Below are 15,362 nucleotides of genomic sequence, written 5' to 3' on the forward strand. Positions count from 1 at the left end.
TCGAACTACCGAGTTCATATTTAGTTAATTTTGCGCCCTATGGCCTACGTTGGAACGGTACTTCAGGAACTGCTCAAGATCAACAAACGTATCCGGAAACGGATTGTGAAGTATGATGAGCGCTTGCAGGATAAGACGCTGCGCAAATTACTTTCCAGAGCAAAAAATACCCGATTCGGAAAAAAATACGGGTTCAAAGATATTTTACTGTGCGATAACGTTCGTGAAGAATTTCGCAAACGTGTTCCGGTTTACGATTACGATAAATTGTACAACGAATTCTGGGTGCACACTTTAAAAGGAAGAAGAAACATTACCTGGCCGGGTAAAATGAAATTTTTCGCTTTAACCTCCGGCACCTCAGGATCCGCCTCAAAGCGTGTACCGGTGAGTTTACGTCAGATCAAAGCCGTTCGGAAAGCCAGTGTCCGCCAAATGCTCACCATTCCAGATTTTAAGTTCAGTCCCGATTTCTACGAAAAAAGCGTGTTAATGGTGGGAGGCACAACCGACCTGAAACGCATTCCAACCGGATACGAGGGCGACCTCAGCGGTATATTACAACGTAATATCCCAAAATGGTTTGATCGCTTTTATAAACCCGGTAAAAAAATTGCTTCCATTCGCGACTGGAATGAAAAACTGGATGCCATGGCGAAAGAGGCCCACAAGTGGGATATTGGAATAATTTGTGGTGTGCCTGCATGGATACAAATGTTGTTCGAACGCATTCTTGCGCATCACCAGGTGAAGAACATACATGAAATCTGGCCTAACCTGAATGTGTACATCCATGGAGGAGTAGCCTTTACGCCCTATCGCGAATCGTTTAAAAAGTATTTAGGAAAAGAAATTCAATACCTCGATACCTATCTGGCTTCGGAAGGTTTTCTCGCATTACAAACTGCAGAAAACAAACAGGGAATGCAGTTAATTCTTGACAACTGGATCTATTATGAGTTTGTCCCCTTTACCGAAGAGAATTTCGATGTTGACGGCAATCTGAAAAAGGATGCCAAAATCTTAATTCTGGAAGAAACGGAAACAGATAAAGATTATGCCATTCTCATTTCCACCTGCAGTGGTGCATGGCGCTATTTAATCGGCGATACGATTCGTTTTAAAGATAAATCAACCTTTGAAATAATTATTTCCGGTCGTACCAAACATTTCTTATCACTCTGTGGCGAGCATTTATCGGTCGACAATATGAACATGGGAATTCGGATGGCCAGTGAAGAGTTGGATGTTCGCGTAAATGAATTTACTGTTGCTGGTGAACCTTATGAAGGGAGTTTCCGGCATCATTGGTACATCGGTGTGGATCGCGAAATCAATAGCGAATTATTCAAGAAAAAACTTGATGAAGCATTGTGTGTGCTGAACGACGATTATGCCACAGAACGGAAACACGCGCTCAAAGATCTTATAGTGGAGCAAGTACCCATTGCAAAATTTTACGCTTACCTCGAATCGAAAGGGAAAATAGGCGGACAAAATAAATTCCCCCGTGTGATAAAAAATTCTCAGTACGAAGACTGGAAACAGTTTTTAAGCAAGCATTAAAAATCGATCCGATAATAGAACAGCGGCAAAAATCCGAGTTGATAATTATAACTGGTGTATTGCGGCGTTCCGTATTTATCGGCAGGAACTGCACCATTATTCGGATTCCAGGTCAAATTCAGAATATTCTGTATCCCTAAAACATTTACGAGATCAAGCGCAAATTCATGCGTGGTTTTCTTTGCGTTGATTTTAAAATTGATCTTGAAATCGAGTCGGTAGTATGGTTTAAATTGAACGGTGTTGTATCCTGAATTTTTAAATACCAATTCATTTTTTGTTGCCGATGCCAATGAATCTACAAATCCATGCCATCTGCCGCCGGCTGTTGTAAATTTTGTTCCGATTCCGAGCGTTGTTTTTTTTCCGGTTTTAAATTCTTTTCCGAAAAGAAAATTTGCAGCATAACGCGTGTTAAAATCAGTATTGCGCAAGGTGTCGTCGCTTCCTTTATATTTAGCATCAAACACCGATGCCGTTGCTAAAAAGAAAAAACTTTTATTAAAGAATTTCTCCAGCGTTAATTCTAATCCATAATTCCTTGCCGTGCCTTTGTTCACCAGGGTGTCGGGGAAAAAACGGACAAATCCTGAGCCCATATTGGTCAATGAAAAGGGCGATGCATTTTTCTCAACGGGAATATGGTAGAGGTATTGATAATAACCTTCAACACGCAGTTTGGTAGTGGCGTTAAAGGAATGATCATAGCCTGCTACGGTATGCAGACTTTTTGTAAAATCCATCCCCAGATTATGCGGCGATTTGTTAGTGCCATCATTGTTGTAGAGATGATAAAAATACGTGTAGTAAGGTTGCGTTTGAGAATGAAGTCCAGTTCCGAAATGCAATGATTTTTTATTATCGATAGCATAACGAATTCCAAATCGCGGTTCCAGGGGAGAGAAACTATTGCTCACGCTAAAAAATTGTGAATGGATTCCGGCCGACATCGATAATTTTTCATTGGGTTTCCATTTCCATTGTACGTAAGCCTGACCTAAAAATCCGGTTCCCAAATAATCCCAGCGGTTATGCCAGGAAGTATCCGTAAAACTTACGGCAGAGTCTTTCATATCGAAGCGTAATACATTGGCGTTTATGCCATATTTAATAACATGATTTTTGCTGATTTTCGTGTTGAACGATATCATGTAAGTGAAGCGATTGGTTCTAAAGCGATATTGCAAAACACTAAATGTTGAATCCAGTACCCATAAATTTTGAGTGCTGTCCACGTGACGAATTACATATTCATGTTCTGCCGCATTTCGTTTGTGTGCCATGGCAAGACCGGTGCGCATAAATGTTTTTCCTCCAATGGTTTTAGTGTAGGAAACACCTGCCATTCCCATTTGTGTTCGGAAATGCTGATCGCGATCGTCTTCGCCGTAAAAATCTGATTTCGGTTTTTTCTGTTCAGAAATCATAATGTTGATTTCCGATTTTCCTCCAATGGCAAACACCGAAAAATTACCGGCCTTCTTTGTCGGGAAATTTAATTTGAATGCACCGTCCTGATACTGCGGTACAGCATCTGTTCCCAATGAAATTCCCAGTGTTTTAAACAAGCTTAATGTTGAATATCGATACACCGCCAGATAGGAAGATCCTTTCGCTTTGTTGATGGGTCCCTCTGCTGCAAGTTCAGTTCCTAAAAACCCGAATTGTCCGGAAAACTCATGCTTGTTATTATTTCCCGGCCGCATTTTTAAATCGAAAACGGCAGAGGTAGAATTTCCGTATTCAGCAGGGAATGCAGAAGTGAAAAAATCGGAATTGGATAACACTTTATTGTTTAAAATAGAGACGGGTCCGCCCGCTGATCCTGCAATGGCAAAGTGATTCGGATTAGGCAAATCGAAGCCTTCCATTTTATACAAAACACCAAGTGGAGAATTTCCTCTAACTACAATATCGTTGCGCGAATCATCTGCTCCCTGTACTCCAGCAAAATTCGAAGCCATCCGGGCAGGGTCTCCTCTAGAACCGGCATATCGTTCCGTTTCGGAAACATCAAAAGAACGAGTACTTACCAGCGACATTTCATTGTTCACTTCACCACGTTGTGATGCTACAACTTCAATTTCCGTTATAATCGTAGAAGACTCTTCCAATTCAATTTGCATTACTGTTTCTTTACCTGAGCTTAACGTAAGATCAATAACACGTTCAGAATAGCCGATAAACGAAATTACAGCCGTGTGTTTACCAACCGGAATTCCTGAGATACTAAAATTACCTTCGCCATCTGTAGAGGCACCATAGTGATGAAGGGAATCATCGGAAAAACGAACATTAGCTCCGGGTAATGGCGATTGCGTTTCTTTGTCTACCACTTTCCCTCTGAACGTCTGAGTAATCTGAGCAAGGACCGGCGAACTACAGCACAAAACAAAAAGAATAACCAGTGGATTCAGAATTTTCATTGCAATGCTTTAATGTGACCTAATATTAAAAAAAATCTGCCAGCTATAACAAAACCGCAGAATAGATTTGCGCAAGTTCAATTTGAATAGAAATCTGTCTTAATTTAGTTGCATGAAAAGATTGAGCAATATCATTTATTACCTGGCTCTGATACCGGCCATTGCCTATGGATTATTTCTTTGGTTTTCAGGAGATGCATATAAGTGGACCGCTCTGTTTTTCACCATTACATTTTTTCTTTCGCTGATTGCTTATGTAATCAATGCGGTGGACCGCTATTCGTCCTTGCTGATTTTTTTACGTCCCCAAAACCAACATTTCCATTTTGTTTCTCCATTGGGCAAGGATGCATTGCGATGGAGTAATATGACGTTTATAATGGGAATTATTTTTGCTTTTGTATTCGGACCATTCCTGTTTATTGCCTATCCCGACACTGAAAAAATTGGCGTGCTTTTATGTATTTCGGGTCTTGAAAAACTTGTGTTTTGGTTTGTATCGCGCAGTATGAAACTTTTTGCGCTGGGACTAAATAAAAATGCGCTGATTATTAATAATGGCGGATTCATTCTTATTCCCTTCGGCGGATTAAAATCGATAGAAAGCAAATACGATGAATTATTATTTCATTACGGAGAACACGAAGTGAAATCCACTTATCGTTTTTTGCCTGTAAAAGAAAACACAGAATCGTTTTTTAATGCGCTAGAATCACTCTGTGCAGAGCGAAACATTCCGGTAAGCATTAATCGTTCGAAATAACCGGCGCCGGATTTTCCGGTTCTTCCGGAGTAACAACTTCTTCTGCAACATTTTCGTCCACCTTACTTTTTTGTCCGAAAAATGTTTTTTGTTTAATGATCAACAGGATTACTCCAATTGAAATTGCAGCGTCGGCAAGATTAAAAATTGGACGGAAGAAAATGAATGGTTGTCCACCCCAAACCGGCAGCCAGTCCGGAAAGGTTCCTTCGATCAGCGGGAAGTAAAGCATGTCCACAACATGTCCGTGTAAAAACCCTGCATATCCACCATCTTCCGGCATAAATGTGGCCACCGTGTGATAGCTATCGCTAAATAATAATCCGTAGAAAAGTGAATCAATAATATTACCGAAAGCCCCTGCCCATACCATGGCGATGCTAAAAATAAGCAGTGGCCGATCTTTGCGCTGAATTAAACGGTAGATATAAATTCCCAATAAAACACAGGCAACAACCCGAAACAGGGATAAAAATAATTTTCCCCAATACGTTCCCTTTCCTCCGATTTCCATTCCGAAGGCCATTCCCTTGTTTTCGGTAAAATAAATCTGGAACCAATCGGTAATGGTAATGGAATCGCCCAGCACCATATGAGTTTTTACCCATATTTTGAGCCATTGGTCCAAAAACAAGACAAATAGAATCGTCAGAAATGCGAGAGCAGTCCGTGATTTCAAGGTGAGAACTTAAAAATTAGTTCTGCAAATTCTTAGCCTCAATAGAAAGTGTAGTGTGGGGCACCAGACGTAAACGATCTTTATTGATTAGTTTACCGGTTACACGACAAATTCCATAAGTCTTATTCTCGATGCGTACCAGGGCACTTTCAAGCGCAGAGATAAACTTTTCCTGGCGACCCGCCAACTGAGCTGTTTCTTCTCTGGATAACGTTTCAGAACCATCTTCCATCATTTTAAAGGTAGGAGAGGTATCGTCTGTACCATGATCATCATTATGGCTTAGTGAACCTTTCAGTAATTCGAGGTCACGTTTTGCTTCATCTAATTTCTTCAGAATAATTTCGCGGAACTCCTGCAATTCTGCATCGGAATAACGGGTTCTGGTGTCGACTTCTTGCGGCTTCTTTGGCTTCTCTACTACGACAGGTTTTTTGGTGTAAACAGGAATAGAAATATTGTGACCAACAGTCATAACTGATTCGCCTGTTGGGGTGACTTCAATTTTTTTCTCCACTTTAGGAACTGGCTTACGTACCGGTTCAGCCATTTTCTTTGGCTCGGCCTCAGTCTTAGCAACAGGTTTTTCAACTTTCGTTTCAACCACTTTTGCAGGAGTAGTTACCTTTTTCGCAGGAACTTCTTTTTTAACGGGAGCGGCCTCCTTTTTTGCTACAGGTTTAACAGGAGCAGGAGCAGGTTTTTTAGCCGGAACTTCTTTTTTAACCGGAGCAGGCGCTGCTTTTTTTACCGGAGCTGCTGCCTTTTTAACGGGAGCAACCGGTTTTTTCGCTGGTGCTGCTTTTTTTATAGGTGCCGCTTTTTTAGCCGGAGCTGCTTTTTTAGCAGGTGCCGCCTTTTTAGCTGGAGCTGATTTCTTTACAGGTGCCGCCTTTTTTACCGGAGCCGCTTTTTTAGCCGGTGCCGCTTTTTTAGCCGGAGCCTTTTTTGCAGGTGCCGCCTTTTTAGCCGGAGCCGCTTTTTTAGCAGGTGCTTTCTTAGCCGGAGCTGCTTTTTTAGCAGGTGCCGCCTTTTTCGCAGGAGCTGCCTTTTTAACGGGTTTCTTTGCTGCCTTAGGCGCAGGTTTCTTTTTTGCCGCCATAACTATCTGGTTTAATGGGCTTTTTCTAGTGCTATACGTGTTTTAATATGGTCATCGACCTCCACCTCAACTCCGTTACCATTCACCGAATCAACGAGTTCGAGACGGGTGGCCAATGTTTCCGAGCAAATATAACTTAAATTGTTATTGATAGCATCATTGATTGCATCGTGACGCTGAATTTCGAGCACGATTTTATCGGTAAGCTCGAGACCCTTGTCCTTACGCAGGTTTTGGATCCTGTTAACTACCTCTCTTGCAAGACCTTCCTGTTTTAATTCGTCGCTTATTGTAACATCCAGCGCCACGGTAACCGCGCCTTCTGAGGCCACTAACCAGCCCGGAATATCTTGCGATTGAATTTCAACATCTTCACGTTCCAGCAGGATGTTTTCTCCATCGTTTTCAAAGGAATAATTTCCGGAACGTTCGATGGAAGCAATTTCTTCGGCACCAAACGAAGCCACTTTTGCGGAGATGGCCTTCATGTGCTTGCCGTACTTTTTACCCAGCGTTTTAAAATTCGGTTTTATGCTTTTTACCAGCACATTGGAACTATCGTCGAGGTACTGCAGCTCTTTAACATTCACTTCCGATAAAATCAATTCTTCTACCGACTTCAGTTGTTCTCCCATTTTTGGATCGAGCACGGGGACCATAATTCTTCCCAGAGGCTGACGGACTTTGATGTCGTTCTTTTTACGAAGAGCCAACACCATGGAGCTTACCTTTTGAGCCAGCGTCATTTTTTCCTCGAGATAAATATCAATAGCCTTTTCATCTACGGTTGGAAAATCAGCCAGGTGAACAGAGTCTACTTTATGTCGACCACTCACCGCATTTAAATCCAAAAACAATCGGTCGCTGTAAAACGGCGCGATGGAAGAAGAAAGCAATGCAACAGTTTCGAGGCAGGTATACAAAGTTTGATAAGCAGCGATTTTATCCTGAGAATATTCTCCCTTCCAAAAACGTCGACGGCACAAGCGCACATACCAATTGCTTAAATGATCGAGCACAAACTCCTCAATATCGCGACCTGCTTTGGTTGGTTCGTATTCATTTAAACTGTTATCTACCGATTTGATCAACGAGTTTAATCGCGATAAAATCCAGCGATCAATTTCCGGACGTTCACTTAGAGGAATTTCTTTTTCCGCAAAAGCAAATCCGTCAACATTCGCGTACAAAGCAAAAAATGCATAGGTATTATGAAGGGCACGGAAATATTTTCGTTGTGTTTCTGTGATTCCTTCCAGGTCGAATTTCAAATTTTCCCATGGAGCAGCATTGGTAATCATATACCAACGTGTAGCATCCGGACCGTATTTTTTCAAGGTATCAAAAGGATCGACCGCATTCCCTAAACGCTTCGACATTTTTTGTCCGTTTTTATCCAGAACGAGTCCGTTTGATACAACATTTTTATAAGCTACTGAATCGAAACAAAGAGTAGCAATAGCATGAAGGGTATAAAACCAACCACGGGTTTGGTCGACACCTTCCGCAATGAAATCGGCCGGATAATATTTCTTATTATCGATAAGCTCCTTGTTTTCGAAAGGGTAATGCAATTGCGCATAAGGCATAGCTCCTGAATCGAACCACACATCAATGAGGTCGCTTTCGCGTTTCATGGCTTGTCCCTTTGAAGAAACAAGAATAATATCATCGGCATACGGGCGATGCAAATCGAAGGAATGATAATTTTCTTCCGACATATTTCCGGGGACAAAATCTGCGAAAGGATTCGTTTTCATCCATCCTTTTGCCACAGCCTGATCTACCTCTGCTTTTAATTCTTCTACCGAAGAAATGCATTTTTCTTCTCCATCTTCACTTCTCCAGATTGGGAGAGGAATTCCCCAGTAACGCGAACGGGAAAGATTCCAGTCGTTAAGATTATTTAACCACTCACCGAATCTTCCGGTTCCTGTATGTTCCGGTTTCCAGTTGATGGTTTTATTGAGTGCAATCATTCTATCCTTTACCGCTGTGGCTCTCACAAACCAGGAATCGAGCGGATAATAAAGCACCGGCTTATCGGTTCTCCAGCAATGCGGATAATTGTGTTCGTACTTTTCCTTTTTAAATAATTTTCCTTCGTTCTGTAATTTCAAGATCAATCGTTCATCAACACTCAGGTAACTGAGTTTGGAAGTATCGGCAATAATTCCCTTGAGCAATTCTTTTTGCTTCGCCAGTTCTTCCGCTTTTTCTTTTTCGTTGAGATAATCTTCTTTTACAAATTCACCGGCAAATCCGAATTGATCATCCTGCATCTCCGGTCTGAATTTTCCGCGCAGATCTACCAATGGAACGGCTTTCCCTTGCTCATTCATCACCAGCATGGGAGGAACACCCGCTTCACGCGCTACACGCATATCGTCGGCACCGAACGTTGGCGCTATATGTACGATTCCGGTACCATCAGAAGTAGTAACAAAATCTCCGGCTATTACACGAAATGCCTGATCCGGATTTTCGCATGGCAAAGCATAAGGCAATAACTGATGATAGTGAATTCCGACTAAATCAGAACCTTTACATTTTCCAAGTACCTTGTAAGGAATTAATTTATCTCCCGGTTTATACTCCGATAAGGCGATTTCCTTTGCCTTTTCATTGAAATGTTTACTCAGTAAATCGGCTGCCAAAACAACACGAACAGGTTGATGCGAATATTGATTGAAACTCTCCACCAAAACATACTCAATATCTTTCCCAACAGCTAATGCAGTATTGGAAGATAAGGTCCATGGTGTTGTGGTCCATGCTAAAATAGAAGCCTCTTCTTTTTGTTCAGATTGAAATGCGCTGAATAATTTTGCAAGTGAATCACTTTTCACTGAAAACATCACCACCGCTGTATTGTCTTTCACATTACGATAGCAGCCGGGCTGATTTAACTCATGTGAGGATAATCCAGTACCAGCAGCCGGCGAATAGGGTTGAATGGTGTATCCTTTGTAAAGCAATCCTTTTTTGTACAAATCGCCCAATAACCACCAAACGCTTTCAATGTATTTGTTTTCGTAAGTAACATAGGGATGATCCATGTCCACCCAATAACCCATTTTGGATGTAAGGTCGTTCCACACATCGGTATATTTCATCACTGCTTTACGGCAAGCGCTGTTGTATTCTTCGATGGTGATTTTTTTTCCGATATCTTCTTTGGTGATTCCTAATTCCTTCTCCACTCCCAATTCAATCGGGAGTCCGTGCGTATCCCAACCGGCTTTGCGTTTTACCTGATATCCTTTTAGGGTTTTATAGCGACAAAAAATATCCTTAATGGTTCTGGCCATCACATGGTGAATTCCGGGCATACCGTTGGCAGAAGGGGGACCTTCATAAAACACATAAGGAGTTTTTCCTTCACGTGTGCTTACGGAACGCTCAAACACCTTGTTCTTTTCCCAATAAGCGAGAATTTCTTCTGCTACGGAAGGAAGATTTAAGGTTTCATAACTACGGTAATTCGCTGACATCGCCTTGAATTTTAAGGCGCAAAGCTAAGGAAAATAAGCCATAAAAACGGCTTTTTCTATTGACCAATTAGGCTTTTACAAAGCGATTCAGCCACAGGTAAAATGCGGGGTCTACAAAAACATATTTACCATTTCGCTTTTCGATAATTTCCTTTTTTACCAGACTATCAATTACACGGATAACCGCTGCAGAAGAACTGAGGCGGTACTTATCGATTACCGGACGGGTGGTGAATCCATCTTCTACCCCATCCAGCAGGAGGCGAATAAAATTAGCCTGCAATACACTGAGGTTTTCATATTCCTTCTGGAATGGAATCAGGTTCCGTTCGATCAATTCATCCACGCAACGCAACACGAGCGGATCGTCCACTTTACCTTCGGAACTGGTATAAACCAAATGGGCCAATTGCTGGGTATAATAGGGGTGACAATTCATGGCCTGACAAATCTTTTCTGCGAACTGCAAAGCACATGTTTTTCCGTTTTCTGCAAAACGATTCATAATAAATGGGGCCAACTCATCCTGTGCAATCCGGTCGAGCATAATTAAATCGCCAAACTGATACAGTGGCATTACCGGATTGGTAAGTGCATCATAGAGAAAAGATGTCTTGGTTCCACAAATGCAATACACCGTTTTATCCTGCCCTTCGATGTATGTTTTTAATTTTTTCTGGAATGAAAGATTGTTTTCGAAACGCTCGATGTTTTGAAAATTATCGATACAAACAATGAGAATAAAATTCTTTTTGCGCGCAATTTCATTTCCCAGATTCAAGGCATCATCGGAGATGTCCTCATCGTTCATTACCGCCAGATTATAATCGCGGGATTGCGTTAAACTCAATGCCAGTTTAGAAGAGGATTTAGCCATAAACTGACGGGAAAACTCGATGGCTTCTTCCATGTTTCCGGCACATGCTTTTATTACCTCAGCGGCAAAATAGCTATAGAAACCTTCTTCATCCTGCACACGAAATGCATCGATGTAACAAAAGCGGTAATAGGAAAGTCCGGAATACTCAGCAGTTATTTTCCGAATGAGCGAGGTTTTTCCTATACGACGGGGACCCATCACCACGGTGTGGATTTTATTTCTGAGATTGCCCGAAATACGTTGCAATTCATTCTTACGATTAGCAAAGGAAGATCCCTCTGCAAGGCGACCGAAAATAAAAGGTGATGCCATAGCATTCAGTTTTTTGGTTCGGAGGGATCCGGTCCTTCTCTTCTGTTTCGCCTCGTTCCGTTTTGTAAACAAATCCGGACACCCTTGTTAACAAATATAAGAACCGAATCCTTAGTAACAAAATTGTTCGCAAGGAAATTTAGGCCTTTCAGAAGATTTTAACAGCCTGTTGAAAATGAGTCGACTAAACCGTTTTTTATGGGGGAAATCCTCAAAACCGATCAAAATACCGCTTCAGGAGATTCCTTTTCTGAAGAAAAACAAAATGATAACTTGCATAAAAAATGAAGTATGGAATACATTGGTATTGTATTGTTGGTGGTGGTAATGGTGGTGATAGCCTGGGTGATTTTAGGATCGGGGAACAAGAAGGAAAAAGCGGCTCCCGCTGAAAAGAAAAAAGAAAACGTATATGAAGATCTTCGTGGATTAGCGTTTAAAACCACGCATCATCAACTGGGCATTGAACTTCCTTTTGATGTAAAAACCCCTTATGGAATAGTGATGGATTGGTACATAGGAAATGGAGTGGCAACGCTAACCTGTTTTTCTTCGGGCGATACTTCACTTTATTTTTCCGGTGGTGCTGCCATCTTAGGCGGTATCGGAATTACGGGGATTCGGGATATGGCCAAAACCTATGTTTCGCAGGCCGTTGAAATTTTGCCTTTGACTTCGAAAACAGAAGAATTCCCCTTACCGGAACCTCAAACGGTGCGATTTTATATTCTTACCAATCAGGGTGTTTATGTTGGGACCGAAAGCATGGCCCAATTTCAAACGGGTCAATCCAAATGGTTCCCCTTGTTTATTTCTGCCAACAACATCATGAGCGAAATGCGCAAGGCCGATGAAGCACGCCTGGCGGCTAAATAATTCTTTGCAGGAAAACGATCGTTTCGTCGTCTGATTTTAATCTCCCGACTAATTCCCAAAGGAAGTCATAAGAATGGGGTTAAATTTAGAATGAAATGCGAAAATTGCTTTTGATACTTGCTGCAACATTGTTTCTGCTTTCGTTTGTACCCTCTAAGCGAATTTCACTTTCACTTTCGATTATACATACCTACCAAGGTAAAATTGTAAAACCGGGCGACACCTTATTTTTTCATAATGGGGCTCCTGTTAAATTAAATGTGTTGAAATACTACATTTCTGATGTTTCTTTTTCAAAAAAAAATGGCGGAAAATATGCTGACTACAACAAAACACATTTAATCGATTTCTCGAGCGACACAACAAATATCGTTTTTGGTGGTTCCGGAAATGCAGACGTAGATACCCTGGCATTTTATTTGGGAATTGACAGCAGCTTGAGTTGTTCCGGTGTACATGAAGGTGATCTTGATCCGGTAAAAGGAATGTACTGGACCTGGCAAAGTGGTTACATCAATTTAAAACTAGAAGGCATTCACCCATTATCACCAACACGGGATCATGGCTTTCAATTTCATTTGGGCGGATACCGAAATCCATTTTCTGCGATTCAACGCGTGGCTCTGCCTGTAAACGAAAAACACATTCTACTCGAAGTTAAGCTTGAACATTTTCTGAATGCTATTTCGGTTGATTCATTACACACGGTGATGTCGCCCGGCGAGAATGCGGTAAAACTATCGAAGCAAGCAATAACCATGTTTAGGGCGCATGATTTATAAATCCAAAATAATTGCTGCATTATTTGTTATCACCGTGGTGATGACCGCTGCAGTTTTGGGGCCCGACAAAAAATTCATTTCCATTTCCTATCCAGAAAGCTGGCCAAAACCGGTGTATGATTTTTCGAAATCTCCTTTGGAAAATGCAAAAGTGGAGTTGGGTCGTCATTTATTTTACGATCCGATTCTTTCGCTGGACAGTAGTATTTCCTGTTCGAGTTGTCATTTGTCCTTTACCGCATTTACCCATGTAGATCATGCGCTGAGTCATGGTATAGGCGACAGTATTGGAACGCGTAATTCGCCCGTGATTTTTAATCTGGCATGGAGTAAAGAATTGATGTGGGACGGTGCCGTAAATCATATCGATGTTCAGGCGCTCGCTCCCATTAATCACCCTTTGGAAATGGGTGAAAGCACTGAACATGTTTTAATGAAATTAAACCGAAATGATTTTTACAAACAACGTTTTAAAGCCATTTACAAAAGCTCAGTAATCGGAAGTAAGGAATTGCTTTCTGCACTTGCACAATTTCAATTGAGTCTGGTTTCCTGCGGATCGAAATACGACCGATATATGGCGGGTGATAAAAAAGCTGAATTCTCGGAACAGGAAAAACGTGGATTAATACTTTTCCGAAAACACTGCAGCAGTTGTCACCCCGAACCGCTCTTCACCACCGGTGAATTTGCCAATAACGGACTAGCCATGGACACGGTGCTAAAGGATATTGGACGAATGCGTATTACGTTGCAGAAAACAGATTCCCTCAAATTTAAAATCCCGACACTGCGCAATATTGAATTTTCATTCCCCTATATGCATGATGGTCGTTTTAAATCGTTAAATGAAGTTTTAAACCATTACCGCAAAGGCATACATGAAAGCAGCACCCTTGCTCCGGAATTAAGAGGTGGAGTATCCATTAGTCCCGAAGAAAAAACCGATATCGTGGCCTTTTTGCTAACGCTCAGCGACCGAAGCTTTTTACTAGACCCCAAACATGCATTTCCAAAAAATTAATATCCCGGCGCAGGATTATAAAAATAAGATCGTCATATACCCACCAAAACAGAAATTGGACCTATGATAAAGAAAACAATTTTAAGCATGGCTGCCCTTTGTAGCCTCTCTGCTCTTCAGGCACAAACCAATCCTGCCATTTTAAATTGGTTGCAAAATACCAGTGTAACAGCCAGACATTATGTGTCCGGCAATTCCACTCCGATTAATGATGCAACCATTGTGAATGTGCAGCAGGTGGAATATTCGGCAAACTATGTTTACATCCATACCAGCGGAGTACCTGCCTATGTAACCGGTCCGTTTTTAGATGGAAATCCTTCCGTAGCAACCGACCAAAGCGTAATTTTTAAATTTCCGCTGAACCCAACTCAAAACACAGGTACTCCAACCTCAACTACCATGGGGAATATTGGCGTGTTTATTAATGGCGTGGCTTTATTTGATTACCGCGATGGAGTGGCATGGAATACGGCTACCAATGCTTATTGCGGCGGACCCGGAAATCCTCCTTGCAGTGGTCAAACCTATTGGAACCGCGATGCTGTAGTTGCAGAAAAACCGGGATTCGATTGTTCCAAAGGACATCCGGCAATGGGGAATTATCACCATCATCAAAATCCTTCTGCCTACAAATTGGATTTGAATGTGATTTCTACCATTTGTAATCTCTATGATGCGGATGGCTTATACACGATTGATTCAACTCAACATTCACCTTTAATCGGATTTGCTTATGACGGCTTTCCGATTTACGGAGCATACGGTTATAAAAATGCGGATGGAAGTGGTGGAATTGTTCGAATTAAATCGGGCTATCAACTCCGATCCATTACCGATAGAACGGTATGGGCCGATGGCACCAATGTTCCCGACGGACCTGTTGTAAACACGACTTATCCATTAGGAACATTTAAGGAGGATTACGAATTTATCAGTCACCCCGGTCAAGAAGATTATCTCGATGAGCACAATGGTCGCTTTTGTGTTACACCGGAATATCCTGCAGGAATTTATTGCTATTTCGCGACCGTAGATGCCAATTGGAATTCTGCTTTTCCTTATGCGGTTGGTCCAACATTTTACGGTGTATATGCTGCATCTACCGTAACCAATATCAGTGAATCCACAACGGTTTATACTCCATCTGCCAATGCTATTTCTGAAGAAGAAATTTCGATGATGCAGATGAACATTTATCCGAATCCCGCCAGCGATTTAATTGCCGTGCAGGTAAACGGACTGGTAAAAGAAAATATGGAGATTTCATTGTTTGATATGTCGGGCCGACTCATTGAAACCAAAACGTTATTTCAGGGAAGCACCATTATCTATTTTGATGCAAAAACACTTTACAGTGGTCAATACATTGTTCGTTTAAATCACAACAATGGAAGTGTTACCGGAAAAGTTATTATTATGAAAGATTAATCAACTAAATTCTTAGTTGTGAAAGGT

11 protein-coding genes are annotated in these 15,362 nt (G+C 41.6%); 6 read left to right on the forward strand and 5 right to left on the reverse strand.

Features of this window, described 5'->3' with window-relative positions; translation table 11 throughout:
• Positions 1 to 39 precede the first annotated feature (39 nt).
• A complete protein-coding gene (locus tag K1X56_04940) occupies positions 40 to 1,566 on the forward strand; it encodes a GH3 auxin-responsive promoter family protein (GenBank protein MBX7094044.1) in 1,527 nt (508 codons plus the stop codon).
• On the opposite strand, the gene K1X56_04945 is transcribed toward K1X56_04940, so the two are convergent.
• The gene (locus K1X56_04945; protein MBX7094045.1) at positions 1,563 to 3,992 is read right to left on the reverse strand and encodes a TonB-dependent receptor; all 2,430 of its coding nucleotides are present in this window, start codon (positions 3,990 to 3,992) and stop codon (positions 1,563 to 1,565) included. The two genes, K1X56_04940 and K1X56_04945, sit on opposite strands and share 4 nt — an antisense overlap.
• Positions 3,993 to 4,104: 112 nt before the next feature.
• Here K1X56_04945 and K1X56_04950 point away from each other — a divergent pair, with 112 nt between their 5' ends.
• Complete coding sequence (locus K1X56_04950) at positions 4,105 to 4,755, forward strand: hypothetical protein (GenBank protein MBX7094046.1); 651 nt, start codon at positions 4,105 to 4,107, stop codon at positions 4,753 to 4,755.
• Here the strand turns inward: K1X56_04950 and K1X56_04955 are convergent.
• The 4 genes from K1X56_04955 to K1X56_04970 all read right to left on the reverse strand — a co-directional run bounded on the left by K1X56_04955 (position 4,739) and on the right by K1X56_04970 (position 11,222).
• Positions 4,739 to 5,434 carry a lipoprotein signal peptidase gene (locus tag K1X56_04955; GenBank protein ID MBX7094047.1) on the reverse strand — a complete coding sequence of 232 codons (696 nt, stop codon included), beginning with the start codon at positions 5,432 to 5,434 and terminating at the stop codon, positions 4,739 to 4,741. The genes K1X56_04950 and K1X56_04955 overlap by 17 nt on opposite strands.
• Before the next feature lie 16 nt (positions 5,435 to 5,450).
• Positions 5,451 to 5,795, reverse strand: coding sequence for a TraR/DksA C4-type zinc finger protein (locus K1X56_04960; GenBank protein ID MBX7094048.1), 345 nt, complete (start codon positions 5,793 to 5,795; stop codon positions 5,451 to 5,453).
• Positions 5,796 to 6,547: 752 nt separating this feature from the next.
• Entirely contained in the window at positions 6,548 to 10,030 is a 3,483-nt protein-coding gene (gene ileS, locus K1X56_04965) for an isoleucine--tRNA ligase (protein ID MBX7094049.1), read from the reverse strand.
• Positions 10,031 to 10,097: 67 nt separating this feature from the next.
• Complete coding sequence (locus K1X56_04970) at positions 10,098 to 11,222, reverse strand: hypothetical protein (GenBank protein MBX7094050.1); 1,125 nt, start codon at positions 11,220 to 11,222, stop codon at positions 10,098 to 10,100.
• Between the two features lie 291 nt (positions 11,223 to 11,513).
• Here K1X56_04970 and K1X56_04975 point away from each other — a divergent pair, with 291 nt between their 5' ends.
• The 4 genes from K1X56_04975 (at position 11,514) to K1X56_04990 (ending at position 15,335) form a co-directional block, all read left to right on the forward strand.
• Complete coding sequence (locus tag K1X56_04975; GenBank protein MBX7094051.1) at positions 11,514 to 12,098, forward strand: hypothetical protein; 585 nt, start codon at positions 11,514 to 11,516, stop codon at positions 12,096 to 12,098.
• 95 nt (positions 12,099 to 12,193) lie between these two features.
• On the forward strand, positions 12,194 to 12,880 hold the full coding sequence (locus K1X56_04980) for a hypothetical protein (protein ID MBX7094052.1): 687 nt from the start codon (positions 12,194 to 12,196) through the stop codon (positions 12,878 to 12,880).
• A complete protein-coding gene (locus tag K1X56_04985; GenBank protein ID MBX7094053.1) occupies positions 12,870 to 13,904 on the forward strand; it encodes a cytochrome-c peroxidase in 1,035 nt (344 codons plus the stop codon). The genes K1X56_04980 and K1X56_04985 overlap by 11 nt, the downstream gene beginning before the upstream one ends.
• 63 nt (positions 13,905 to 13,967) lie before the next feature.
• Positions 13,968 to 15,335 (forward strand): YHYH protein, encoded by a 1,368-nt coding sequence (locus K1X56_04990; protein ID MBX7094054.1) that lies wholly within the window; start codon positions 13,968 to 13,970, stop codon positions 15,333 to 15,335.
• The last annotated feature ends 27 nt before the right edge of the window (positions 15,336 to 15,362 follow it).

The sequence above is a fragment of the Flavobacteriales bacterium genome, from assembly GCA_019694795.1.
Taxonomy (GTDB): Bacteria; Bacteroidota; Bacteroidia; order Flavobacteriales_D; family UBA2798; genus UBA2798.

Coding starts and splice junctions, on each gene's coding strand:
- K1X56_04940 (MBX7094044.1), top strand. CDS start 40: ATGGCCTACGTTGGAACGGTACTTCAGGAACTGCTCAAGATCAACAAA.
- K1X56_04990 (MBX7094054.1), top strand. CDS start 13,968: ATGATAAAGAAAACAATTTTAAGCATGGCTGCCCTTTGTAGCCTCTCT.
- K1X56_04970 (MBX7094050.1), bottom strand. CDS start 11,222: ATGGCATCACCTTTTATTTTCGGTCGCCTTGCAGAGGGATCTTCCTTT.
- K1X56_04950 (MBX7094046.1), top strand. CDS start 4,105: ATGAAAAGATTGAGCAATATCATTTATTACCTGGCTCTGATACCGGCC.
- ileS (MBX7094049.1), bottom strand. CDS start 10,030: ATGTCAGCGAATTACCGTAGTTATGAAACCTTAAATCTTCCTTCCGTA.
- K1X56_04975 (MBX7094051.1), top strand. CDS start 11,514: ATGGAATACATTGGTATTGTATTGTTGGTGGTGGTAATGGTGGTGATA.
- K1X56_04985 (MBX7094053.1), top strand. CDS start 12,870: ATGATTTATAAATCCAAAATAATTGCTGCATTATTTGTTATCACCGTG.
- K1X56_04980 (MBX7094052.1), top strand. CDS start 12,194: ATGCGAAAATTGCTTTTGATACTTGCTGCAACATTGTTTCTGCTTTCG.
- K1X56_04945 (MBX7094045.1), bottom strand. CDS start 3,992: ATGAAAATTCTGAATCCACTGGTTATTCTTTTTGTTTTGTGCTGTAGT.